Annotated in this window: 23 protein-coding genes; 13 read left to right on the top strand and 10 right to left on the bottom strand. The window is 53.3% G+C overall.

Features of this window, described 5'->3' with window-relative positions; all coding sequences use genetic code 11:
* Window positions 1-234: 234 nt before the first annotated feature.
* The 5 genes from MHH78_RS28990 to MHH78_RS28970 form a co-directional block, all read right to left on the bottom strand.
* A complete protein-coding gene (locus MHH78_RS28990; RefSeq protein WP_341169697.1) occupies window positions 235-951 on the bottom strand; it encodes an ABC transporter permease in 717 nt (238 codons plus the stop codon).
* Window positions 951-1901, bottom strand: coding sequence for an ABC transporter ATP-binding protein (locus MHH78_RS28985; RefSeq protein WP_341169696.1), 951 nt, complete (start codon window positions 1899-1901; stop codon window positions 951-953). Before MHH78_RS28985 ends, MHH78_RS28990 begins: the two co-directional genes overlap by 1 nt.
* 121 nt (window positions 1902-2022) lie before the next feature.
* Complete coding sequence (locus tag MHH78_RS28980; protein ID WP_341169695.1) at window positions 2023-3066, bottom strand: HAMP domain-containing sensor histidine kinase; 1044 nt, start codon at window positions 3064-3066, stop codon at window positions 2023-2025.
* Window position 3067: 1 nt separating this feature from the next.
* Window positions 3068-3763: a response regulator transcription factor gene (locus MHH78_RS28975; RefSeq protein WP_076076644.1), complete on the bottom strand. Its 696-nt coding sequence runs from the start codon at window positions 3761-3763 to the stop codon at window positions 3068-3070.
* 308 nt (window positions 3764-4071) lie between these two features.
* Complete coding sequence (locus MHH78_RS28970; RefSeq protein WP_445668071.1) at window positions 4072-6810, bottom strand: cation-transporting P-type ATPase; 2739 nt, start codon at window positions 6808-6810, stop codon at window positions 4072-4074.
* Window positions 6811-7067: 257 nt separating this feature from the next.
* On the opposite strand from MHH78_RS28970, the gene sbnA reads away from it, so the two are divergent.
* The 11 genes from sbnA to MHH78_RS28915 are packed head-to-tail and all read left to right on the top strand — an operon-like array spanning window position 7068 to window position 17485.
* Window positions 7068-8039 (top strand): 2,3-diaminopropionate biosynthesis protein SbnA, encoded by a 972-nt coding sequence (sbnA, locus tag MHH78_RS28965; RefSeq protein ID WP_341169694.1) that lies wholly within the window; start codon window positions 7068-7070, stop codon window positions 8037-8039.
* 6 nt (window positions 8040-8045) lie between these two features.
* Complete coding sequence (locus tag MHH78_RS28960) at window positions 8046-9170, top strand: glycoside hydrolase family 88 protein (RefSeq protein ID WP_341169693.1); 1125 nt, start codon at window positions 8046-8048, stop codon at window positions 9168-9170.
* On the top strand, window positions 9170-9442 hold the full coding sequence (locus MHH78_RS28955) for a hypothetical protein (RefSeq protein ID WP_076076633.1): 273 nt from the start codon (window positions 9170-9172) through the stop codon (window positions 9440-9442). The genes MHH78_RS28960 and MHH78_RS28955 overlap by 1 nt, the downstream gene beginning before the upstream one ends.
* Window positions 9439-10167 carry an HpcH/HpaI aldolase/citrate lyase family protein gene (locus MHH78_RS28950; RefSeq protein ID WP_341169692.1) on the top strand — a complete coding sequence of 243 codons (729 nt, stop codon included), beginning with the start codon at window positions 9439-9441 and terminating at the stop codon, window positions 10165-10167. Before MHH78_RS28955 ends, MHH78_RS28950 begins: the two co-directional genes overlap by 4 nt.
* Before the next feature lie 9 nt (window positions 10168-10176).
* Window positions 10177-11418, top strand: coding sequence for a hypothetical protein (locus MHH78_RS28945; protein ID WP_341169691.1), 1242 nt, complete (start codon window positions 10177-10179; stop codon window positions 11416-11418).
* A complete protein-coding gene (locus tag MHH78_RS28940) occupies window positions 11415-12371 on the top strand; it encodes a triphosphoribosyl-dephospho-CoA synthase (protein ID WP_341169690.1) in 957 nt (318 codons plus the stop codon). Before MHH78_RS28945 ends, MHH78_RS28940 begins: the two co-directional genes overlap by 4 nt.
* Window positions 12311-12829 (top strand): citrate lyase holo-[acyl-carrier protein] synthase, encoded by a 519-nt coding sequence (gene citX / locus MHH78_RS28935; RefSeq protein ID WP_341169689.1) that lies wholly within the window; start codon window positions 12311-12313, stop codon window positions 12827-12829. Before MHH78_RS28940 ends, citX begins: the two co-directional genes overlap by 61 nt.
* Window positions 12826-14064 carry an MFS transporter gene (locus tag MHH78_RS28930; protein WP_341169688.1) on the top strand — a complete coding sequence of 413 codons (1239 nt, stop codon included), beginning with the start codon at window positions 12826-12828 and terminating at the stop codon, window positions 14062-14064. The genes citX and MHH78_RS28930 overlap by 4 nt, the downstream gene beginning before the upstream one ends.
* Window positions 14052-15278, top strand: a complete 1227-nt coding sequence (locus tag MHH78_RS28925; RefSeq protein WP_341169687.1) for a hypothetical protein — start codon at window positions 14052-14054, stop codon at window positions 15276-15278. Before MHH78_RS28930 ends, MHH78_RS28925 begins: the two co-directional genes overlap by 13 nt.
* Window positions 15256-16497 carry an ATP-grasp domain-containing protein gene (locus MHH78_RS28920; protein ID WP_341169686.1) on the top strand — a complete coding sequence of 414 codons (1242 nt, stop codon included), beginning with the start codon at window positions 15256-15258 and terminating at the stop codon, window positions 16495-16497. Before MHH78_RS28925 ends, MHH78_RS28920 begins: the two co-directional genes overlap by 23 nt.
* Window positions 16498-16510: 13 nt before the next feature.
* Window positions 16511-17485, top strand: coding sequence for a 2,3-diaminopropionate biosynthesis protein SbnB (locus tag MHH78_RS28915; protein ID WP_341169685.1), 975 nt, complete (start codon window positions 16511-16513; stop codon window positions 17483-17485).
* Between the two features lie 83 nt (window positions 17486-17568).
* Here the strand turns inward: MHH78_RS28915 and MHH78_RS28910 are convergent, their stop codons facing one another.
* Complete coding sequence (locus tag MHH78_RS28910; protein WP_076076609.1) at window positions 17569-17775, bottom strand: hypothetical protein; 207 nt, start codon at window positions 17773-17775, stop codon at window positions 17569-17571.
* Window positions 17776-17879: 104 nt separating this feature from the next.
* Window positions 17880-18269: a MerR family transcriptional regulator gene (locus MHH78_RS28905; protein ID WP_341170402.1), complete on the bottom strand. Its 390-nt coding sequence runs from the start codon at window positions 18267-18269 to the stop codon at window positions 17880-17882.
* Between the two features lie 118 nt (window positions 18270-18387).
* Here MHH78_RS28905 and MHH78_RS28900 point away from each other — a divergent pair, with 118 nt between their 5' ends.
* Window positions 18388-19437 (top strand): NAD(P)-dependent alcohol dehydrogenase, encoded by a 1050-nt coding sequence (locus MHH78_RS28900; RefSeq protein WP_036723869.1) that lies wholly within the window; start codon window positions 18388-18390, stop codon window positions 19435-19437.
* A gap of 106 nt (window positions 19438-19543) precedes the next feature.
* Here the strand turns inward: MHH78_RS28900 and MHH78_RS28895 are convergent, their stop codons facing one another.
* On the bottom strand, window positions 19544-20824 hold the full coding sequence (locus MHH78_RS28895; protein WP_341169684.1) for a glycoside hydrolase family 27 protein: 1281 nt from the start codon (window positions 20822-20824) through the stop codon (window positions 19544-19546).
* A 109-nt stretch (window positions 20825-20933) separates the two neighbouring features.
* Window positions 20934-21815, bottom strand: coding sequence for an AraC family transcriptional regulator (locus tag MHH78_RS28890; protein WP_341169683.1), 882 nt, complete (start codon window positions 21813-21815; stop codon window positions 20934-20936).
* A gap of 109 nt (window positions 21816-21924) precedes the next feature.
* Here MHH78_RS28890 and MHH78_RS28885 point away from each other — a divergent pair, with 109 nt between their 5' ends.
* A complete protein-coding gene (locus tag MHH78_RS28885; protein ID WP_341169682.1) occupies window positions 21925-22992 on the top strand; it encodes an SGNH/GDSL hydrolase family protein in 1068 nt (355 codons plus the stop codon).
* Window positions 22993-23294: 302 nt separating this feature from the next.
* Here the strand turns inward: MHH78_RS28885 and MHH78_RS28880 are convergent, their stop codons facing one another.
* Complete coding sequence (locus tag MHH78_RS28880) at window positions 23295-25328, bottom strand: ATP-dependent DNA helicase (protein WP_341169681.1); 2034 nt, start codon at window positions 25326-25328, stop codon at window positions 23295-23297.
* Between the last annotated feature and the right edge of the window lie 56 nt (window positions 25329-25384).

Genomic DNA, 25384 nt, shown 5'->3' with positions numbered 1-25384 from the left:
ACGGAACGATTGTGAAAAAGCGGCAGCGGTCGCCTTTGTGTCCGGATTTTCACCGCTAAGGGAAATGAAAAAAATCTGGACACAACAGCGATTGTAACAACGGTCCGTTTGCGTAGCGTCCATCTAAGTGCTTACGTTGATCCTGCTCCGCAATAAAAAAGCTGTCCCAAGCAGCCATTTCATGGCTTTGGGAACAGCTCTTTTCTTCGTATGATTTGAGACGATCAGGTCCGGTTATGGCTGCTCCGCATATCTCCACCAGGCGAAGGTTCCGGCGATTCCGACAATCCCGGTATAGGCAATGATGATGATACTGCGTAGCTGCAGCGAACCGCTGCTTTGGAATACCGACGGAATCGTCCATGGGAAATAAGGCGCGAATCCGAAGGAGCTGAGCACATTGGATAGAATGACGATGATCAGGATAAGTCCCAGGGGTGCAAGGTAGCCCCTCGTCACATTAGCCAAAAGAATGCTTGGTGCGGTCACCAAAATGAACAGCAGCGAGGTAATCAGAAATTTAAGGAACAAGCTCCAAATGAAAGCGGCCGACCCGCCTGCAACGCCCAGAATGGCTCCTACGGCAAAACCTACTGCGAACATATAGATGGAAAGTAATAAACACCATGCTAAAATGACCAGAAATTTGGACAATACAATTTTTGCTCGGGAAATGGGCTTGGCCAGTAAATCTTTGATCGTCCGATCTGAAAATTCACGCCCGAATACCCATGCCGCCACAAAGGTGTATCCGATCAGTCCCAGCGGGGCTAGCGTCTCCAGCAATCCGTTTAAATACGCTTCCCAGGTAACACCGCCGGCTTCACTGGATAATGCATTTCCGACGCCCATCATGATGGGCCCGAAGCCCAGAACCAGAAACATGATCCAGAACACATTCGAGCGGATAATCTTGCGAAGCTCACAATGTAACACCGATAGAATATTCATTATTTAATCCCCCTGTTAACCCCGATAGTGCGGAGAAAATAGCCTTCCAGATCCTCTGTAACTACCCGGAGCGATGTGGGCGGCTGATTGGATTGAACCAGCAGTTCGGCCAGCCGTTCAGGATGATCTGCCGCATGTTCATTGGTGAGTCTGATATAGCCGTCCGAGGTATCCACAAAGGCATAGCCATGCTCTTCCAGCACCTTCTTTAAGGCAGGCTTGTTCCGGCCGTTAACGACCAGACTTTTCTCTAAGGACTGCTCCAGCTTGTCCATTGCGACTTCTTGCACCAGCTGACCGCCGTGGATAATTCCAATCCGTGTGGACACCTTCGAGAGCTCCTCTAACAGATGGCTGGATATGAACACCGTGATGCCGAAATTGTGCGCCAGATTATATAACATATTTCGTATCTCGGCTACGCCTGCTGGATCAAGGCCGTTGATCGGCTCGTCCAGGATTAGAATTTCCGGATTGTGAATCATCGCTTTGGCCAGTCCCAGGCGCTGCTTGTTCCCGAGGGAGAGATGTTTTGCTTTTTTCTTTTTGTGCGGCTCCAGCCCCAGCTTGTAGATCACCTGAGATACGGCATCCTTGTCCGGCACCCCTTGCATGCGTCTTGCGATCTCAAGATTCTCTGTTACAGTCAGATCTGGATAAAAGGTAGCCTCTTCCAAATATCCGACGTTGCTCCATAATTTAGAGTTTCCGGCATCGACCTTTTCACCTAACATATAGAGCTTGCCGGAAGTAGGCTTGATCATCGCCAGCAGCATCTTGATCGTTGTTGTCTTCCCGGCGCCGTTCAGTCCCAGGAATCCGAAGATCTCGCCCCGGCTGACCTCCAGCGAAAGATTGTTTAATACGGAATAGTCGCCAAATTTTTTGTACACTCCGTCAATTTGTATCGCGGGCGTGCTGCCGATTCTTTTCTTGGATAAAATACTCATTCTTCCTCAGACCTCCTGCTTGGTTCCAGTGATTGTTGTATCCTGCTACAACTTATTGTCACATCCAAACATGAAGCTTCATTAAAGGAAAAATAAACAAATCTGAAGAGAATATAAAAAACTATAAAGGCAGGCTGAATCTGATCCCGAGACCGCCATATTCGGAGGAGGAGGCCGTAATCTCGCCCCCGTGATGCTCAATAATCGATTTACAGCTGGCCAGCCCCAGCCCGAGTCCGCCCTTCCGGATTTGCCGCGACGGGTCCACCGTGAAGAATTTGAGGAACAGTGAAGACATGTCCTGATCCGGTACGCCAATTCCATTATCTTCTATTTGAAAATAGGCATGATGCTCCCGCAGATATCCGGTCATATACACCTTCAGATCCGGCTTCCCGCCATATCTAACGGCATTGCTGAACAGGTTGCCGAACACCCGGCGGAGCATCGGTTCATTAACCGTCAGCCATATGCTGTCCGTGAAGGAATGGCGGCAAACCAGTTCAATATCAAGTCCCGCCAGCTCATACTCATATTCAAAAGCAATGTCTGCAAACAACTCTGTCGCTTTTACTGGTGTAGCGGTCATGGACTCGAGCTCCATTTTTTCTTTGGTGAAGCTGGAGAAATCATTGAGGAGCTCCACCATATAGGCGGACTTCCGCTGAATTAATTCATAATATTCCTGCTTTTCAGCTTCGGGTAAGTTCTGGTGTGTAGCCAGCAGTTCAGTGAAGCCGTTAATCGAGGTCAGGGGTGTCTTCAAATCGTGGGCGATGGCGGCAAGCATATCGGTCTGTTCTCTGTGGGCGAGCTGAAGCCTGTGCTCCATTTTATTGAAATGGTTATATAGCTCTCCAATCTCGTCCTTACGCTTCAAAGCCAGCGGAGGCAGGGGACGGACCACATTGACTTCCTCCAGCCGGGCATTCAGACGCCGGATGGGCTGCTCAATGCGGAAGTGAATATAGATGATCAGAATGGAAAATATGCAGCCGGCGATGACGAAGATGGGCAGCAGTAATACTACATATGGTGAGTCCAGCAAAGTGGTACGTATTGGGGAATATACGGCAAAGATAAACTTTAAATACAAACCAATCGAGAACATCAGAATCAGCAGCATTAGCAGGAATAACAGGGGAAGCTTGATTTTTAGTTTCATCCTAGTGCTCTCTTTCTGTGTATTTATAGCCTATGCCCCAGATGGTTTTGATGAAGTGTTGCTCAGGACCCAGCTTCTTGCGGATATTCTTGATATGAACCGTTACGGTGTTGATCTCGCCGTATTCGTCTCCCCAGACGTTCTCATAGATCTGCTCCCGGCTCAGTACCTGGTTAGGGTGACGCATCAGGACAGACAGAATTTGAAATTCCTTCGCGGATAAGTCGAGCTTCCGGCTGTAGAGGAAGGCTTCATACGTTTTGTCATTCAAAATGAGTGGAGCATCGGCCTTGTCTTTGGCAGGACTAAGCTCGCCCCACTCTTTGTGCAGCCTGTCCACTTTGCGGAAATGAGCCTTGATCCTGGAGGCTAGCTCCTGAATACTGAACGGCTTGGTCATGTAATCATCTGCGCCGATTTCCAGACCGACAATTTTATCAATGTCCTGATCCCGTGCGCTTAACAGCATAATCGGGACATTATAAGACGACCGGATCGTTCTGCAGACATCCAGTCCGTTCATGTCAGGCATGACGATATCCAGTACAATGAAATCAATAGGGTGATCCTCCACCGCAGATAGGGCTTCTCTCCCGGAGCTTGCCGTAATTACAGCGAATTGCTCATACCTTAGCGTCTTGCTGATGAGCTTCACGATTTCTTCATCATCGTCTACCACTAGTATTGTTTTGGACATATTACTACCTCCCGGGGCACTAACCATTCTGAGGTTAATCATAAATGCTTGATGGTGTTGTTGCAATCCTTGGCGAAATGGTACCAATAGCTGACGGGCGTAATGGATTGCCTGCTAAGTATACTGACAGAAAGGGCTGCGAATCATGAAAGGTCGTCTCACGCTATGAACTGATGAAGAAGCTCTGGGACGCTGATCAATATTAAATACTAGACGTTATTAAATATTACACATTAAAACAAACCAATTCGAGTTGTGATCGCTCGGAATTGGTTTGTTTTTACTGGATAAGCTCTTATCTATTCCACTCAAGCAGCAGCCGAACGGTCACCATTCCCGCTGGCGGCTACACTCTCATGACGGCGGCGGATAATTCCGCGCGTAACCGCCTTTTCAAGCTCAATAATTACGAACAGCGCAGCTCCCATGAGGAGCGGGAAGGACCAGTAGGACAGGCCGATCGGCACTGTGCCGAACACCCGGTTCATGAACGGCAGATAGGTGATTGACAGCTGGAGTACGACCAGCAGGCCGGATACGACGAAGACCGCTTTATTGTCGAAAAATCCCTTGCGGATTGCCGGTCCCAGCTCGGTGCGGCAGTTGAAGAGATGGAACATTTGCGCCAGGACGATGGTCTGCATGGTCACTGTATTGACGACAGCCTGTTCATATTCATTGCTGAGCATGGACATGTTCATGGCCAGGGTTCCCCCGCCGAGCAATACGGATACGAACAGAATGCGGAAGATATAATAGCCGCTGAGCAGGGGGGCCGCCGGATTGCGCGGAGGCCGCTTCATCGCTCCGGGCTCGATCCGTTCAAACGCCAGTGCCAGGGAGACGGTGACCGAGCTGACCATATTGACCCATAGAATCTGGATCGGCGTCAGCGGAATTATTGTGCCCAGCAGGATGCTCGCCATGATCAGGAAGCTTTCTGCACCGTTTGTCGGCAGAATGAACAGAATGGTTTTCTTCAGATTGTCGTACACACGCCGGCCTTCCTTGATGGCCTTAACAATGGTGCTGAAATTATCGTCGGCCAGAACCATTTCCGAGGCGTCCTTGGACACTTTGGTGCCCTTGATGCCCATGGCTACGCCTACATCCGCCCGCTTGAGCGCCGGGGCATCATTCACTCCGTCACCGGTCATGGCACAGATATTGCCGCTGCTCTGAAGCGCTTCGACCAGCTGGAGCTTGTTCTGCGGACTGGTGCGGGCGAAGATGGAATACTTCTGTGCAGCTTCCTTCAGCTCTTCCGCAGACAGGTTGTCCAGCTCCCGGCCTTCAATCGAATGCTTGCCATCGCCGATGCCGAGCTGTTCACCGATGGCCATCGCTGTCTCTTTGTGGTCGCCTGTAATCATCTTGACCTCGATCCCGGCGTTCTGGCACTCGCGGATCGCATCCATGACTTCATCACGCGGCGGATCGACGATCCCTGCCAGCCCCAGCAGCACCAGTCCTTCCTTCAGATCATCATGGTCTATCTGCTCCGGGGAGGAGCCTTCCGGCAGCTCCTTCATCGCCAGTCCGATGACCCTTTGTCCCTTGCGGGCATGGGCTTGCATCTGGCCGTTCCAGAAATCAGCATCGAACGGAGCCTCGGCTTCGTCGTCCGCCTGCCGGTCCGCCATTTCAAACAGACGGTCCGGCGCACCTTTGACATAAATGATTGAACGTCCTTCGTATTCGCTCAGGACCGCCATGTATTTGTATTCGGAGTCGAACGGGAGCTTGGAGCGCGTCTTCAGTTCAGTAACTTCAGATTGGGCCTTGCCCGCAAGCGTCAGCAGGCAGCCTTCTGTAGGATCGCCTTGAAGCTTCCACTCCCCCTGTTCTTCCGTCAGCACAGAATCGTTGCAGGTCACCCCGCATATCAGCAGATGCTTCAGCGTCCGGTCCTGCTCTGGATCGGCCTCCTGGTCTTCATCCCGTAAAATTTCACCTTCAGGCGCGTATCCGGTTCCCGTAACCCCGTATTCATGCATGGACGTTACTACAGAGGTGACGGTCATTTCGTTTTTGGTCAGCGTTCCCGTTTTATCGGAGCAGATGACGGAGACCGCGCCCAGCGTCTCTACCGAGGGGAGATTGCGGACGATGGCCTTTCTCCGTGCCATATTCTGCACACCGATCGCTAATATAATGGACAGAATGGCCGGTAAGCCTTCGGGGATGGCAGCTACAGCCAGTCCGATGACCGACAGCAGCAGCTCTCCGGTCTCATAGTCGCGCAGCCAGTAGCCGAATCCGAACATCAAGGCGGCCACGGCTACGATAACAACCGACACCATTTTGCCGAAACGGGCGGTCTGTTGCAAAAGCGGGGTGCGGATCTCCTCTACGGAGGCGATGGACTGGTTAATTTTCCCGAGCTCTGTCTTGCCGCCGGTTGCCACCGCTACTCCAATTCCTGTCCCGGAAGCAACGGTTGTGCCTGAAAAAACCATGTTGGTCCGGTCACCAAGCGGGGCGTCCTCCTCCAGCGCTTCCGTCTGCTTCTCCACCGAGGTGGATTCGCCGGTCAGCGCCGATTCCTCAACCTTCAGATTACTGCTGCTGAGCAGCCTGAGATCTGCCGGGATTCGGTCGCCCGTATTGAGCAGCACGATATCGCCCGGCAACAGCTCTGCCGCTTCGATGGCCGCCGGCCTGCTGTCCCGTAGCACCTGAGCTTCCGGGGACAGCATATTCTTGATGCCCTCCAGCGCTTGCTCGGCCCGGTGCTCCTGCACGAAACCGATGGCCGCGTTGACGATGGCTACAATAATGATGACGATGGTATCGGTCCAATGGCCGAGCAGGGCCATAATAACGGCGGCAACCAGCAGAATGTAGATCAGCACATCATTGAAATGCTTCACAAATTTAAGGGCCGCCGGCGATTTCTTACCTTCCGGCAGCTCATTCCTTCCATGGCGGTTCAGCCGCGCGGTTGCCTCGCTGCCGCTCAATCCCTGTTCCCTGCTTGTCTCCAATGCTTCCAGCGTACGCTGGCTGTCCATGGCATGCCACAGCTTGTCCTGCTTCTTCGCCAAGTCAGTCGCCTCCTCTGGTTCAAATCTTCCCATTCATTACACGGGAACCCGTCCGGGCAAACGCTTTAGAGGGAAGTCGTTGCGAAATGTTCACTAATAGAAATTCAAGGTGATGGATTTTTATAGAAAAATTGAATCAAAGTGATAAAAATTTTTAATATATTTACATTTATTAGGATAGAAGTGTATGATGCAAATGTATTTATTTTACTTTTTATAGAAAAATCTATGAGAATATGCCTTGGGAGGTGATAGGTTTGATCTACGACAATGTGCTGCAATTAATTGGGAACACGCCTATTGTTAAACTGAATTATCTTCCGGACCCGTATGGGGCGCAGGTATTCATCAAGCTGGAGGGGCTTAATCCCGGCGGCAGCATGAAGGACCGCACGGCGCTCTACATTATCAGCCAAGCGGAGGCAGCGGGACAACTGAAGCCCGGCGGCACGATTGTTGAATCCTCCTCCGGGAATCTGGCCATCGGGCTGGCGCTTGTGGCACGGCAAAAGGGGTACAAGCTGATCTGTGTGGTCGATCCCAAGATCAGTCTGGTCAATCTCAGTATTATCCAGGCCTATGGTGCGGAGACGGTAATGGTTGATCAGGCTGATGAGTATGGCAACTATCTTAGAGCCCGCCTGGACAAGGTACAGGATCTCGTCAAGCAACTGGGAGCATTCTGGCCTAATCAGTATAATAACCCGAGTAATCCTGAGGCACACAGACAAACGACCGCGCTTGAAATCTATGAGGCGTTCGGTAATGAGCTTCAGTGGGCAGTGATACCGGCAGGCACCTGCGGTCTCATTACCGGGTGTAGCCTGGGCCTGAAAGAACATATCCCGCACATAAAAATTATGGCTGTTGATGCTGCCGGCTCGGTTACCTTCGGGAAGCCGCCGGGTGTCAGACATCAGATTGGCATTGGTTCAGCTATAGTACCGGGCAATTTGCGAAGAGAGCTGTATGACGAGATTACGCATGTCTCGGATGCAGAGGCCTTCTCCACCACCCGCAGGCTGGTTAAGGAAGAAGGGCTGCTGGTCGGCGGCTCCGCAGGTGCAGCGGTGTTTGCGGCCCTGAAGCTTGCCCGCCGCCTGCCTGGCGGGGACAAAGTGCTTGCGATTCTTCCAGATCGCGGAGACCGGTACTACAATACTATTTTTTCGGATGAATGGCTGGAGCAGATTGGAATTGAACTGGGTAAAAGCGCTGTGAAAATATGATCGGGGGTGCTGGAGATTACCGTTTCCTTACGTAATGAGGTGATTGACCGTGCAGTCAGACAGACGCGCAGGCAGCTTGACAAGCTTGCTTCTATGCCATCCTCCGGTGAGATTAGGCTTCCTTATGTTACGAACAACGGAAGATATATGCTGGAGGATAAGTGGTCCTCCGGATTCTTCATTGGACTCCTCTACCAGCTCTATCAGTTGACCGGCGATACTCTTTATATTGAGGAAGCTGACCGCTGGATGGGCGGGATTGAGTCTTATAAGAATCAGGGGGATTATCAGGATATTGGCTTCCTGTTCTATTATTCTTATGCGCTCGGGTACGATCTGACCGGTAAGGAAGCATACAGAACGATTGCGCTTGAAGCTGCTGACAGCCTCTTTGATTCGCGTCTCCCGGGCGGTTATCTGGAATGCAATTGGCTGCCCGAGGGGAAGCGCTATGCAGGCGTCGACAGTATGATGAACATACGGTTGTGGCTATGGGCCTATCGGATAACCGGTGAGGAGCGCTACCGCGCCGCTGCCATCGAATCAGCGCGGATTACAAGTGCTGCGCTGATGAGGGAAGACGGCTTCACTTACGAATATATGAGAATGGACACACTTACGGGAGCCCCGGAGCAGCCCTACAACAAGAATGCCAAGTTCAGCTCAGCATCGGTATGGGCCAGAGGCCACACCTGGGCACTCTATGGAGCAGTTCAAATGTATGTGCTGGGCCATGAAGAGGAGTGGAGGACAAAGGTTGGGCAACTCTCTGCCTTCTACTTAGCCCATGTCTGTTCGGATGGTGTTCCGGCCTGGGATCTGATGCTGTCCCATCAGGAGACGGCTATGAGGGATGCTTCCGCTGCGGCGATCGCTTGCTCTGCATTCTACCAGTTTGCCGCAGCCTTAAGTCCTAATGATCCCTTACATCAGCAGTTCCGGCAAGAAGCAGAAAGGGTGCTCGATATTCTGATCTCTGCGGAGTATGCGCCCCCGGGTCCGGAGCATGAAGGACTGCTGGTGCACGCCAGCACGCCGCTGCATGTCGTTCAAGCCGCAGGCGAATCCCAGATCTGGGGCGATTATTTTCTGCTGGAGGCTCTATATTACTCATTGGAGGTCGGTTCTTAATGAATGTCAGTGTCGGATCGATAGAATCTAGCGATATTAAAATTGTCATCGAAGAAGGTCATGCTGCAATGCAATGCATGAATATGGTGCCGGAGCTTACGGACCGCCAAGTCTATGAATATGTTGTTCCCATTCTGAAGCAGTATGGCTTGGCGGACCTGTCTCCGCAGATCTGGTTCAATGGGGCCAACGAGTGGGTCATCCGCAGCCGCTGCGAAGCCTTGACATGCATGCTGAACGCTGCCTTAGAGCGGGAGGAGGTTACAGGATGAATCAGGCTGCCGAACCCTTAGTCTATTTCTATGTTCCGGGATACAAACCGAATTACATAGAGTACGCTATGACCTTCTATCCTATGAATATTATCTTCTGCCTCGAAGACGGTACACCGGAGGATAAGAAGCTGGAAGCAAGATACGTAGTCAAGAATGCCCTTCAGGAATTCAGTGACTCGGAGCATACACTTATTGTCCGCGTGAATAGTGTTCATACCTCTCACTGGGAGCAAGATCTGGAGGAGCTTGTGCCAGAGCGCCCTGCCCGAATCCGGCTGCCCATGGTCCGGACGGCGGAGGATTTACGGCAAGTGGAACGCAAGGTGCAGGATATTATACACAAGCGCAGCTTGAACTATTCTCCCAGCTATGAAGTCATGATTGAATGCTGTGAGGCTATATTCAATCTCGGAGAGATTCATCAGGCCAGCCGGAATATTTATGCGTTTACCTTTGGAGGAACAGATTATTTCAATGACTGTGTGGCTAAGGGGCTTGTGGACCCGGCCCTGGAGGTCCGGAAGGCCAAGCAGAAGCTGGGGGAATACTGCCGCAGTGTGGGCCTTCAATGCTTTGACACCACTTACATGGCTTATCGTGATCTGGAGGGGTTCCGCGAGGATTGTCTGCTCTCCAGGGAATACGGCTTCACGGGGCGTTCCGTAATCCATCCGGACCAGGTGGCCGTCGTCCAAGACATATACGGAATTTCAATAGCGTAGGAGGCTGTTATGTTCACAACATACCGATTGGAATTGCCTGAGCCTGTGACTCTGAATAAGCTGCAAATCCCTGTGTTCACCCATATGTTCCTGCAACATGTATCCGCTCATAAGGTGCAGGTCGATCCGATTCAAGGGAAGCGCATCAGCGTCACCTATCTATCGTCTTATCCCAGGGAGCAGATCGAGCGGGAGGTTGCTATTTTCCTGGAGCGTTTCACCCCGGAGCATGATGAGGCATCCGCATCATCCGCTGAAATACTGGAGCCTGAGCTGAATATGGTGGAACTGCATGAGCCGCCGCTGGAGAAGCTGTGCTCCTGCTGCACGCCGGGCAATCAGCGGAATATCTCGGATGACCTGCTGGAGCAGAGATGGCTGACTTTATTGAAGAATCAGGAGCTGGCGTACCATCGTCCGATCATCACTCTGCTGGAGTATTTTGACCAGAGTTATGTGGATTATGTCGGCCGGAGAATCGGGGATTGTCAGCAGCGGCAGTATTCGGTCTTGTTGCCTGCTTCGTTCGCCGAGAAGATGAATTACTTCCATAGTGCCCCGATGCATTTGCTGCTGGCTACGCATTTAAGCCATGATCAGGAGACAATGAAATCCTTCGCTGCAGATGTATCCGCGAATAACGGGAAGCTGCCGCAGGACTGTGGTCCTTATCTGGAGACGCCTCCCTATATCCTGCAATCTGCACCCTGCTATAAAGTCTATATGGAAATGGAGGATCAGGTGTTTGAGGACAATACCGCTTTTGTACTCAAAGGCCAGTCTTTCCGCAATGAGGGCAAACGTGTATATCTGCTGGAACGGTTGTTGAATTTCACCATGCGGGAATTCGTATTTCTGGGTACTCCCGAATACGTCACCCGGATGCGTGACTTGACATTAGAGTGGACCGTGGAGTGGATGGAAGCGGTAGGGCTGAAAGGCGGGTGTGCCTTAGCCAATGATCCATTCTTCCTGCCGGGTAAGGTGAAGCAGAATTTCAAAGTGCCCAAACATGTCAAATACGAGGTTCGTGCGGATATCCCGTATAAGAACGACACGATTTCGATTGCTTCCTATGACACGCACGGCGATTTTTTTGCAAAGACCTTTAACTTTAGACTGAGGGACAACGATGAGACATGGTCGGGCTGCATCGGACTTGGCCTGGAACGGGTAGTATGGAGCTTCCTTCAGCAGTACGGTCTACAGAGTGAACACTGGCCTGCGGCTATCCCGGAGAGCGTAAAGTGACTGCTTCCGGCCAAGATACAGCGGCCTGGATTGCCGAAACGATGGTCTATAGTGTTCTGGCCGAGGCTGTGAGCTGGCCTTCCCCCGGATTGGTGTCGGCGGTCAGCAACGGATGTCACGGGGATATGGATATTTACACTTTTCTGAGAAGCGCACTCCGCATTCAGCCGTATTACCAGGAAGCTGCGCGCCTGGGCATAGAACAATCCGGGGGCCGAACCGGCAGGGAGGATTTGTTCAGGAGGCTCCAGAAGACCGGGCGGCGGGCCGAGGCTGACATGCTAGGAGCTACCGGGGGAGTGAATACCCATAAAGGAACGATCTTCCTGGGACTGATTCTATGCGCGGCTGCCGGAATGACGAGTCAAAGTCCATCCAGTGCAGTAGAACCGCAGGAGATATGCCGCTTGGCTGGAAGGCTGGCTGAGTATCCGCTGCGGGCACAATTGGCGGACATTCTGGAGGAGACGCACAGTGCAAGCACGGGCGGACGCGCCTACAGGGAGTGGGGGATTAGAGGCATACGGGGCGAGGTTATAGACGGATTTCCGTCCATTCTTCAGCAGGGCTTGCCTGCTTTGCGGGAGGCGCTTCAACAAGGAGCAGATTTGCGGACGGCGCTGATCCACTGCTTGCTATCATTGATGGCTGTGGTACAGGATACCACGCTGCTGAACCGCAAGTTCGACAGGACAAGGATTGACTATACTCAGGCGAGTGCATTAGCGGCGTTGGACCGGGGGAGTCTGTTCACCTCTGAAGGCAGAGCCTATATCCGCACCATGGAGGAGGATTTTCGTCTCCGTTCCTTATCTCCCGGCGGATCAGCCGATCTGCTGGCCATGACGCTTGCTTTGCATTTGTGGACTGAGAATCAGGGGGAGGAAAGAGTGTGGCGAACGATTCCGCTGTATCAGCCATCCTTCGCGACCGGGAGCGCCTCCATGAGCTAAGAGAGGCCAGGTATCCGGCAGCAGGCTCGCTGATCCAGATTATGATGAATATTCCGGGGCCGGATAAGAAGCTGGCTGTTGCCTATGAACTATTCGAGCTCTGTATGGAGGCTTTACAGGAAGCTCTGGCGGTTGCAGCTTATAAGATTCTTGCGCTGGAGCGGATCGGGCTGGCGCTTGGTCCGGTTGCTTATCTTCAGGTATCTGCGGATGCGGCGGCATTGAAGCTATTCTGTCTGTCCTTTGAAGGGGAGCATCCGCTTAGCGCCTATTGGGACATGGATATTTATGATTCTTCGGGAAAAGCAGTGGGCAGGCATGAGCTGGGGGCTCCTTCACGCCGCTGTTATCTGTGCGGGCAGCCTGCTAAAGTGTGCGGATTCCTGCAGCGTCATTCGCCAGAGGAATTAATCGGACGTATGGCTGCTGATCTGGCGGCAAGGAAGGCAGTCACATGAATCTTTTCCGAAACTTAAAGGTGCCCCGGCCGGTGTTTGCCATTTGTCTGAACACACTGATTACCCATCTTGGGTTCTACGCCATGACGGCGATATTAACGGTCTATCTGTCTCAGGTCAAAGGATTGCCGCTGTCGGTTACCGCTGTAGTTACCATGATCTTCACGGTGTCTTACCGCAGTGCGAGATTCCTTACCGGACCCCTGCTGGACAACATGGACCCGTTCAAATGCATGTGGTTCGGCTGCCTGCTAACAGGGGTCTCCATCGCATTGGTAGATTTCTGGCAGTCTCCGGTGTTGATCACTATCCAGCTTATCATTGCAGGGATCGGCTACTCTGTCAGAGGTTTATCCTCTAAGGCCTCTTTATCGTTCGTGGGGAGTAAGGATGGCAATGCCCTGTTTTATTTTGCGAATTCCAATATGTATACGAACGGTGCAGCCATTGCCGGGCCCTTAATCGGCTCCTTTCTGCTGACAAGCTCCTTGAAGAGCTTCACGTTGTCCTTCGTTGGAGGGTTTTATATTGTGGGTGCCATCCTGCTCAGTATCTTCCCGCCTGGGTGCAATCTGCAGGACCGGGAACGGAAGCCGGTAAGCTTCTGGAAAGGATATCAGACCGTTCTGCTCGATAAAAGCTTCCGTAAGGTGCTGCTGTTCAATATGATCGGCTGCTTTTTCTTCACCCAATTGTTCAATTCCTTTCCTTATTTAATCGGCACTTATTATAACGCACCGGAAAGGCTGGGGAGTCTGCTGATGCTGAACGGAATCCTTGTGGTGCTCCTGCAGATTCCGGTCGGGCGCTGGATGAATACCGCGTTGTCAGGCCAGCGTGAGGGATACCGGCTGATGCTGGCGTTTCTGTTATTCGGCATTTCTTTCTCAATGAATGCGATCATCGGTTCGATCTGGGGCTACTACGTATTCGTCGCGCTGTTCACCCTTGCAGAAATGTTATTCATCCCCACGATAGATGCGTATGTCTCTAACGCTGCCCGCCCGGATCTGCGTATCACATATTTCAGTGTCATCGGATTGTCCACAGCCCTTGGAGAAGGAATCGGTGTATATACCGGGCTGCAATTCATACATATGTGGAGCATCTACGGAAAGCTGTCCTATTTCTGGTTGTCCCTGGCTCTTCTGTCTGGACTGTCTCTTGTACTATACGTAATGCTAAACCGTTCACCTGTTCATCACAAGGAGGAGGAGAAGCTATGGCGGTATTAATTCTGAATCAGAGGAGGCGGGCCTTCGCTCCTTATCTGACCTGGCTGGAGGATCTGGATGAAGAAGTATACCTGTATACTTCGCCGGCATATGGTGAGATAACGGAACCCTTTGCCCTTGTGCAGGTGTTCGACAACTGGGTGAGCAATGACCGGGTAGAGATCGATGCGTTACGATTGTATGAGGAACATCCTTACCGTCTGATCATAGCTCTCGATGAGAGTGATCTGATTCGTGCAGCCCGGCTGCGTGAACGGCTGCACCTGCCTGGTCAACAGCTGGAGAGTGCAGTGGCTTACAGGGATAAGGCCGTGATGAAAAGCTTAGTCAGCCCGCAGGTATCCTGCCCGGCATTCCGCAGACTGGCTTCACCGCTTCACTTGTATGATTTTGTGCTGGAGCACGGCTTGCCGGTTGTAGTTAAACCGGTGGACGGCATGGGCTCCATGAATACGGACATTATACGGACCCGGGAGCAATTGAACGATGTATGGGAACGCGGCCTCGGCAGCGGCTTAATGGTTGAAGCCTACGTAGAGGGAGAAATGTATGAGATCGATGGGCTCATGATGGGCCAGGAGATCCGTTTCGCTTCTGTGGGCAAATATTCCTGCAAGCCGCTGGAGATTCTCCGGCAGGATTGCTTCGTGGAATTGCTCAGCCCCGGCTGCGCGGTGTATGAGCGGCTGGTTCATGAAGTTCAGCAGGTCATTGAAGCCTTGCCCTCACCGGGAGTCTCGACCTTTCATTGTGAAATGTTCCATACCCCGGAGGATGAATGGGTATTCTGTGAAATTGCCAGCCGGACCGCAGGCGGGCGAATCAGTGAGTCGATCAGCGCCATGTATGACGTTGATCTGAACCGGGAGTGGGTCCGGGGACAATGCGGACTGCCGCTGAAGCTGCCGGTGCCAAGGCCGTCACAGGTAGCGGGGGTATATCTAATGCCCAAACGTCCGGGAACGGTAGAGACCATTCCGCAGACGCTGCCCTTTGAATGGGTGGAGGAATATGTTCCCCGCGTCAGAGAAGGCGAACAGCTGGAAGCGGCTCATTCCAGCGTGGATGCCGTGATGACCGTAATCATCACAGGCGAGAATTCGGCATCGCTGCAAGCCAGGCTGTCACAGCTGCTGCGGTATCTGGAGCAAGAAGTGCAAATTCTGCCCGCCTATAAGGAGGATACAACCAATGAAGCACCTGTTACTAGTTGAAAGCAATGAGTCTATCGCAGGTATCCAGGCCTGCAAGGAGATGGGGTACACCGTAACGTTGCTGACCCAGAATATTCAGCATTACCTGAAGGGCCAGCCGCTGGAGTCCCACCCGCTCCGGTTGGTAGATTACATTCATGAAGCGGACACCTTTAATGAAGAAGCAGTGGTTGACTTTGTCAAAGCGTACCATCAAGCGAACCCTTTGACCGGAGTGATGTCTTTTGCGGAATTCTACGTGGTTCAGGCAACGGCTGCTGCGCATGCGATTGGTGTGCCGACCATGCAGCCGCTGGCGGCCAAGAATGCCCGGAATAAATATAAATCCAGAGAAATCTGCGTTCAGAGCGGCGTTCCGGTTCCCCGTTCACTGCTCGCAGGCAGTGTGGAGGAAGCTTGCCGGCACGCCCATTCCATGGGTTATCCCTGTATCGTTAAGCCGTGTGACGGGGCTATGAGTATTGGGGTGGTCTTTGTCAACAATGAGCGAGAGCTGCGCCAGGCTTACGACAGCTATGTGAACAACCGGAATTTTGGGCGTAATCTCTATGGAAGTACGGATGTGCTTATTGAGGAATATGCAGCCGGACCTCTGGTCAGTGTGGAGATGGTCACTTATCAAGGACAGGATCACCTGATCGGGATTACGGACCGCCGTCTGGTTGGATTTCCCTATTTTGTAGAGACTGGCGCGAGCTTTCCGGTTCGGTTAAGCCATGAGGCGGAGATCGTGGAGGTGGTCCGCCGGGGACTGCGTGCGCTTGGGGTTGACTTTGGTCCCACCCATACAGAGGTTGCTCTCACTCCTGAAGGTCCCAAGATTATTGAATTCAATCCGCGGATGGTAGGCGGGCCTGTTCCGGAGATGATTAAATACGCAACCGGCATTGACTTGCCGCGTGAAGTGCTTCGTATGCATATGGGGGAGGCCCCGGAGTTGACGCCGAGCGTCACGCGTGGTGCTGCTTCACGGGAATTCTGTTCGCCGGTTGACGGCAGGCTGATCGAGGTTACGGGGCTTAAGGAATTAGAGGGGCGTGCGGACATTCTGCGATCGCATTTCATTGCTGCCGGGCGCGAGGTGTCGTTTCCGAGATCTAATTTTGACTGGATTGGCAGAGTGATGGTCGGCGCGGACGATGCAGAGCAGGCTGAGCAGAAGTGCAGTGAAATCCAGAATACGATCGGCTTGCACATTGCAGCCAGACCTATAAGCTGAGGAGGCCTTGAGCATGTTATATCTGAATACCGCAAACCTGGAGCAGATGAATCTTCCCTGGGCACTGTGCATGGATACGATACGGAGTGCTGTCCAAGTGATGGCAGCGCACGAATTCTCCCAGCCGATTAAACCCTATCTGCTCTTTGATAAAGATCCAAGCAGCCGGATTATTGCCATGCCCGCTTATGTGGGCGGAGAGATCGGGATGGCAGGCATCAAGTGGATCGCCAGTTTTCCCGGTAACCATGGCAGGCAGCTTCCCCGTGCCCACTCGGTTACGATACTGAATGATTCCGGCAGCGGGAAGCCTGTGGCTATCATCAACAGTCCGCTTATCTCCGGGATTCGTACAGCTTCAGTCAGTGGGCTGATGATCCAGGAATACGAGAAGGTACACCCTTTTGCCGATAAAATGATTGCCGGTATTGTCGGGTTCGGACCGATCGGTCAGCTCCATCTGTCGATGCTGAATCAGCTGCTCGGGGACCGGCTGGAGGAGGTTCGGATCTTTGATCAGAATCCGGGTGCTCTGGATCATATCCCGGAGGACCTTGGGACAAGGGTGCGGCCTGTGGATTCCTGGGAGGAAGCCTACGAAGGGGCTGATCTGTTCATCACCTGTACAATTTCCAGCTCCGGTTATATTGACCGCAAGCCCAAAGAACAGAGTCTGCTGCTGAACGTGTCTCTGCGCGATTTCACCCCGGCTATCTTAAGCTACACCTCGGCCATTATTGTCGATGACTGGGATGAAGTGTGCCGTGCGAATACGGATATTGAACATATGCATAATCAAAGAGGGCTGCGGAAGGAAGACACGGCGTCCATCGTCGAGGTGGTCTGCGGCAACGCGCTGGCGAAATTCCCGAAGGAGGAAGCGGTCATGTTCAATCCGATGGGAATGGCTGCCTTTGATATTGCCATTGGATCACTATATTATCGTGAAGCGCTGAATCGCGGGTATGGTAAGGAGTTAGAGGAGTAGGGGGCAAAATCAGCATATAAAATAGCCGGGCCGGATAAGAGATACTCTTATCCGGCCCGGCTGTGTACTGCCTCGTCACAAGGCTACGGATTCTTGCGGTTCTTCTTCTCTTCCGGATCTGGTGCAAGGCCGGGAGCTGCTACTTCCGGGTCATTCCCCAGCACGGCGCCTACGATCTCATCCAGCTTGTCTGTTTCCGATTGACCGTCCGCCGGACTGGATTCGCCCTCCGGAATCGGATGGACACCTGCGGTGCGTCCGTCAAGCGGAGCTTTTGTATCATCCTTCATCTGTCAGTCTCCCTTCTAAGTGCAGGTTCTGTCTTAGGATGTGTCTGCGATAACCGTTCTATGTATCGATAACCGCAGCGGAGGCTGATGAACCATATGGCTGGTTAGGAATGGTGGACCATTTCCGTACTCTTTTCCAGGGCGGTCTTATAATAGTGGCATTTATGGTCTATGACTTCCATTGTTCTTCGTAACTCCTCCATCTGCGCTTCTACGGAAGCCTTCCGCTCCAGGAACATGTCGTATCGGCGCTGCAGGGTGGAATCTCCTTCGGAGCACCATTCAATGAAATGCTTAATCTCTTTGATGGGCATCCCGGAGGCCTTCAGGCATTCAATGATCCGCAGGGCCTCCATATCGGAGGGCTTGAATACGCGTTTGCCGCTGGGAGTTCTCTCTATAGAAGGGAGCAGGCCCTCTTTGTCATAATAACGCAGGGTATGCGGGGTCATGTTGAAATGCGCTGCCGCTTCGCTTATGGAATAGGTCTTCATCATCGTTCTCCTGTCCTGGATATTTCGGGCTTGACTTAGAGTTAACTTTAAGGAATATCATAGGCTTTGTAAAGCTTAAGGAATGATGTCTACTATTCTATTGAAAAGAGGTCTCACTATGATACAAGTTAACGCACGCGCTGCATTCAGCCAGGAAGGCCCGTTCAAGCTGACTACGATCGAACGCCGGGAGCTGCTGCCGCAGGATGTTCTGATCGAGATTAAATACGCCGGTATTTGCCATTCCGATATTCATACCGTCCGCGGGGAGTGGGGACCGGTGAAATATCCGCTGGTTCCGGGGCATGAAATAGCAGGTATTGTCAGCCAGATCGGTTCTGGAGTGACGAAATATGCAGTTGGCGACCGTGTCGGGGTAGGCTGTATGGTCGATTCCTGCGGAGAGTGCAGCAGCTGCCGGCAAGGCGAGGAGCAATATTGCCTGGAGGGGAACACGGGAACCTATGGAGCGACTGACCGCCACGGGCACTATACGCAAGGCGGATATTCCACGCATATCGTTGTCACTGAAGACTTCGTGGTGCGGATTCCCGACAGCCTTCCGCTTGACGCTGCTGCACCGCTGTTGTGTGCCGGAATCACTACTTACTCACCACTGCGCCACTGGGGAGCTGCTCCCGGCAAAAAGGTGGCTGTAGTGGGTCTCGGCGGGCTGGGGCATATGGCAGTAAAAATTGCTCATGCCATGGGGGCTGAGGTTACGGTGTTATCCCAATCCCTGAAGAAGAAGGAAGACGGCCTGCAATTGGGCGCAGATCATTATTATGCCACCACTGATCCGGAGACATTCAAGCAGCTGGCCGGTTCCTTCGACCTGATCATTAATACGGTCAGTGCGCAGGTGAATATCAATGCTTTCCTGTCACTCCTGGCGCTGGACGGGACGTTGGTGAATGTCGGTGCGCCTGCTGATCCTTTGGCTGTTAATGCCTTCTCGCTGATCGGACACCGCCGTTCCTTTGCCGGTTCGATGATCGGGGGAATCCGCGAGACACAGGAGATGCTTGATTTCTGCGCTGAACATCAGATTGCTTCCGAGATCGAAGTGATTTCGGCTGACCAGATTGACGAAGCCTGGGAGCGTGTGCTGGCCTCGGATGTGCGTTACCGGTTTGTGATTGATATCAGCACGATGGGGAAGGCCTAAGTTTTTAGAGGAGCAAGATTCTTAATCTATATTGTTAAGAAAAACAGCCTGCAGGAATGGAACTACTCCATTCCCGCAGGCTGTTGGTATTTCTGCCTAGCTTCTCCTACGAGAAGCTATACAACCGTACCCCGTGCGGAGCCACAGTGGTCTGCAGCACGCCGCCGCTAAGCTCAGCAGGCGTCTGGCTCCACAGCTCAGTACCTGCGGCCACGCCGCCGAGACCGATCTCTTCGAGGCTTAGCTCAACCGGCAGCGGACTGTTGCTGGTGTTGAAGACGGCCGCATACCGGGTGCCGTCGTCATGAGCTGCGGTCCAGACGATCAGCTCATCGTGGTGAAGGGCTTCCCTGGCGCCATGGCTCTCGCGCTGCATGCGCAGCACCTCGCGGTTGGTAAGCAGTGACAGGGTCCAGTCGTCATTGTCCCGCAGCTCGCCGCCGAAGATCAGCGGCGAACGGAAGATGCTCCACAGCGACATCATCGTCAGCTGCTCGTCCCGGGTGAAGCGGGTCCAGCGGTCATCCCCGCCGCCGTCAACGGAGCGGACGCCGATGTGGCCGAGCGGCAGCATGTCGCAATCCGGCCAGGAGCCGGCCTGCGGGACGCCCTGCCAGCTGCGGCAGCGGCTGAACATGTCCAGCAGCAGCTCCCAGCGGTCCCAGAAATCATCCGTGATGCGCCACATGTTGGCGTGTTCGGTGAAATGTTGTGCATATTCTACCGGAGCAGGGCCGGGGGAGAGACTCAGGACCATGGGGCGGCCGCAGTTCACGATTGCCCGGGAGATCAGGGTAATCTCCGGCTGATGGGTATCGTACAGTCTGGAGGCGGCGATGTCATCCACCTTGACCAGATCGACGCCCCACTGGGCGTACAGTTCAAAGAGTGAATTATAGTAGACCTGAGCGCCTTCCTTGGAAGCATCGACACCGTACATATCTGTATTCCACGGACAGATGGAGTTCGTGTGCGCGATCTCGCGGGCAGTTGCTTCCGTACCCAGAATAGCGGTGCCTGCATGAGCGGCCTGGCGCGGGATACCGCGCATAATATGAATGCCGAATTTCAGTCCCAGGCTATGGACATAGTCAGCCAGCGGTTTGAAGCCCTGACCGCCTGCTGCGGAAGGGAAGCGGTTCTCGGCAGGCATCAGCCGGGAGTATTCATCCATGATTAGAGAGACGAAGGGGCGGTACAGGGAGGACACGGCACCAGGCTCATACCACTGGATATCAACGGTGATATAGCTCCAGCCGTAGTCTTTGAGATGCTCGGCCATATATTCCGCATTACCGCGGATTTCCGCTTCGGTTACGGCTGCGCCGTAGCAGTCCCAGCTATTCCAGCCCAGCGGGGGGACAGGTGCTGCAAGCTTATGATTCATTGTGTAATCTCCTTATCAGATGGATTATTGCTCCTCATAAATCCATCATAATCAAGAAGAAACCCAATATCTATAGTAATGTTGCAAGTGGAATAGCACTATATTGCGCTTAATCGAAAAAGAGCTGGCGGTAGATCAGGCTCTCGCCCCCGCTGCGGAAATCGCCTGGTGTCAGTCCGGTCAGGCTGCGGAACGCCTTGATAAAGTAGCTTCCGCTGGAGTAGCCGATCTGCTGCGCAATAGCTTCAATGCTTAGGCTCGTCCCCCGGAGCAGCTCCATCGCCTTCTCCGTTCGGACCCGGGTCAGATAAGCGCCGGGTGTCAGGCCGGTGCTGGCCGAGAAACGGCGGATGAGATGATATTTGGACAGGGAGACATGCTCCGACAATTGGTCGATGCTGATCATCTGCGGGTAATGCTGCTCGATGAATGCAACGGCGCGCTTAATATTCTCTGACCATTTGTCCCTGTCGCGCAGCGTAGCTGTCTGCATTCGGGTCAATTCGGTCATGAATTGATAGACACTGGATGAGGCGATCAGCGGATCGGAGATTCTGCCCGCTCCGGCATCCATTACAATCATCCGCGCGAGCCGGGCAGGGGCACAATCTGCGGGCAGCCGGGGCACCTCGCCCGCTTCGCGCAGGAATCTGCGCCAGTGGGGCAGGACCAGGCTTGGGCGCAGCAGGAGGAACAGGAACTCCCAGGGCTCTGCCGCATCCGGCGGATAGTAATACCGGTGAGGTCCCGGGATTTCCGCCAGCAGAGCCTGTCCGGCCCGGACCCGGTAAGTCCGGTTCTCTGACTCGAACACGCCCTCACCGGAGAGCGTGTACTGGAACAGCAGCAGCGGGCCGTCGCTACGCTCCATCCCGTCCCAGCGGTATGTGGGATCGGAGACGGAATCATAACCGGCTGCGAACAATACGCACAGCTGCAGCTCCTTATCTTCGGCAAAGCGAAAGCCATAGGTCCCTCTGGGGATGTCCATGGATAGCCTCCTTTTTCTTGACAAGTACTTAATATCTTAACATATCATTGCTAATATAAAGTGCCTTTGCTACTGTTACGAATAGAAACGAGAGAAGGAAGGTTATGGAATGTCCCAGATGCAAACGTACCAACCGGCAGCTAATCATGTCAGACTCATCGGACGTACCCACTGGATAGGGGAGGTGCTGTGGCTGGCTCTTTCGGGGAGCGGGGTGGAATTCTCATTCTACGGCCGGGCGGCCCGGATCACTCTGCAAGGCGATGATATCGCTGCAACCGGCAACAATCTGGCCCGGATTGGAATCAGTGTTAACGGCCAGCAGGTGATAGACGATCAGGTGGATCAGCTACGCAAAACGTATACAGTGTTCGAAAGCGAAACCGAGCAAGAGGTTACTGTAAGAATTACGAAGCTGTCTGAAGCAGCCATGTCAACGGTTGGCATTGCGGAGATCGCGGTGCAGGCTGAGGAAGGGATTAAGCCGACTCCATCTCCGCAGCATACGATCGAATTCATCGGCGATTCCATTACCTGCGGGTATGGTGTGGATGATGAAGAAGCGCTGCATACCTTTTCTACGGCTACAGAAAATGTAACGAAGGCTTATGCCTACCTGAGCGCAGAGCAGCTTGGTGCGGATTACAGTATGGTGTGTTACAGCGGATATGGCATTATTACCGGCTATACAGAAAATGATCAGAAGCTCACCACGCATCTTCTGCCCGATTACTACGAGAAGGTAGGCAAGTCTGAAGGGAGGTTCGGCGGCAGTCTGCTGCCTCAGGAGATAGCTTGGGATTTCAGCAGATTCACGCCGGAGCTGATCGTCATTAATCTGGGGACCAACGACGATTCGTACACGAAGGATGACCCTGCCAAGCAGGCGGATTATGCAGAGAACTATGTCGCTTTTCTACAAATGGTCAGACGGAATAATCCCGATTCGACCATTCTGTGTACGCTCGGGATCATGGGGGACAGGCTGTATCCTGTCCTGGAGCAGGCGGTGGACCGCTATGCCCGGGAAACCGGCGACAGCAGAATCTCGGTGATGAAATTCGAGGTGCAGCTAGAGGCGGACGGCCACGCTGTCGATTATCATCCTTCGCAGGTGACACATCGCAAAGCGGCGGATAGATTGGCGTTAGAGATCAGGAAGCTGATGAAGTGGTGATCTGAGCGGATTAAGGCTGGCGAGTTGGGGAAGCGGGCTGGCTGGTGAAGAAAATGGAGCGGGTAGTCCAGTGGTGATTGCACTATGTGCAATAGAAATTCATAAAACACCTCTAAAAATAGTCCCTATTGTATTTAGTACAGTAGAATACTGGAGAGAGGCCCAATATGGGCAAAATCTCTAAATTCTGCTGTACATAATACAGTAGAAAGGCTAGAAGGGTAGTTTTATAGCTCGATCTAATGTACAAAGTGCAATAGGCACATACGTCTCAGCACTCCAACCTGCCATTCCGTCCCTCATCACCGATGAATTCCCTTCTCACGCACAAACTTCTCCAGCACCCCGAACTCCTCCGTCACCTTGGTGAACGGCAGGGCGGCAAGGACCTGTTCCCGGTAAGGGTTGCGGGCTCCGGCCGCCAGGCGGGAATCCAGGATGCTGAGTACACCGAGGTCTGTCTCGCTGCGGATCAGGCGCCCGGTACCTTGTCTTAAGCGCAGCAGCATGTCCGGCACGTAGACCTCCATGAGCGGATTCTTCGCCTGCGCGGCCTTGTATTCGTAGACAGGATCAGCCGGAACCGGGAACGGCAGCCGGAAGACGATCAGATGCGAAAGATCTGCACCCTCGATATTCACCCCTTCCCAGAATACACCGGTACTCAGCAGCACGCCCTTACTCGCCCGGAACTCAGCGATCACCCCGTCCTGCGACGAACCTTCCCGTTGCATATGCAGCGCCCAGTTCAGCTTCTCCGCACTCAGCTTCTTGTGAATGTACTTCATATCCTCTTTGGCCGAAAAAAGCACCAGCGTCCGCCCGTCCGTTACATTGCACAGCCGCAGCAGCTCCTTATACGCCGCTTCCAGATAAGCTTCCCGGTTATGGTGGTTATAGTAAGGAACGTCTTTGGCAATATACATCATCGTATGGTTGTCGTAATCGAACGGTGAAGCCTGACGCTCCATATACTCCCCTCTGTAGCCCAGCGAACGGGAGAGATAAGCGTATTGTTCCTCCAGCGTACCGCCGGACTGGCTGAGGGTTGCGGAGGTCAGGATGACAGAGGTCTTGCCGCTAAATAGACTGTATTTCAGGAATTGGCTGATCCCCTTGGGGCAGATGCTGACGGTAGCTTCTCCCCGGGGCTGGCTGGCCCAGAGCAGATAGTTGTCCTCCGTCCCGGCAAGCGCCTGGAAGAGGCCGATCATTCCGTTAACCGCTTCGAAGGTATTGTCGATCTCCCGCTCATGCCGGGAGGTCAGGACCGAGAGACTGAGGCGGAACTCCTGCAGAATCTGCACTGCCTGCTGCAGCGGGACTCCGGTAATCGCCGATACTTTAATCCGGTCAGTGTCCTGCTTGGCCGTGTGCAGCAGGTCTGCTTCTATCTGTCTGAACAGCTCTTTGGCACAGCGACGGACGAATTGGCAGGACTTCATCAGGCTGCTTTCCGCCGACTGCTTGAACAGAAGCTGCATGGCATCCTCCAGCACCCGGGAGATCTGCCGGAAGGTGAATTCGAGCGTCTGGGCATCCCTGACCTTGGCTTCCAGATTATGCGCTTCATCTATAATGATCAGCGCAGGCCGCTCGGTGATCAGGCCTTTGGTCCCTTCCTTTTTCTTGATCAGGTCTCGGATCAGCAGGTCCTGGTTCACGATGATGATATCCATCTCGCCCGGGCCGGCGTTGATCTTGGCCCGCATGTCGTAGAAGGTGCAGGTATGCTTGTAGTGGCAGTGCTCGAACTTGCAATCCGTCACACACACGTTAGACCACAAGGCGTCACTGACCCCGCCCTTCAGATCTGCCCGCTCGTTGATTTCTGCATTCAGGATACCCTCTGCGAGTACAGTGAGCGGGGAGCCGGACTCCCCGGATGGGAACAGGTCCGCTGCCCGGTACCGGCAGGCATATTGCCCCATGCCCTTGCCGACTACAGAGCGGACCATGGAGAAGCCGAGCCTGCTGCCGATGAACCGCAGATCCTTATGGATCTGTTCGGAGAGCTGGATGGACGAGGTGGCGATAATGACCGGCTGCCGGGAGAGCTGGTTGATGAGCAGGCCGGGAATCAGGTAGGCGAAGGATTTGCCGATACCGACTCCGGCTTCAATCATGGCATTTCGGCCATGGATATAAGCGTCGGCAATATCCAGCGACATATCCTGCTGGCCGAGCCGTTCGGTGAGACCGAGCCGTTTGAACCGGTCATACATGCGGAAGATGGCATTGACCAGGGCAGGCTCGGCGTTTTTGGCCGGCTCCTGCTTCTGTAATTTGTAGAGATCATTTAACCAGTTGATAACGACCGCCCCTTTTCCTGTCAATGTTAGTCTTGTCCTGCATGATATACGGCAGAGGTTGTTATTATCTTAGATGGCGG

Origin of the sequence: Paenibacillus sp. FSL H3-0333 (assembly GCF_038002805.1) — a bacterium.
Taxonomy (GTDB): domain Bacteria; phylum Bacillota; class Bacilli; order Paenibacillales; family Paenibacillaceae; genus Paenibacillus_AQ; species Paenibacillus_AQ silagei.
The sequence above is the reverse complement of the archived record's forward strand: the minus strand, read 5'-3'. Positions and strand labels throughout refer to the sequence as shown.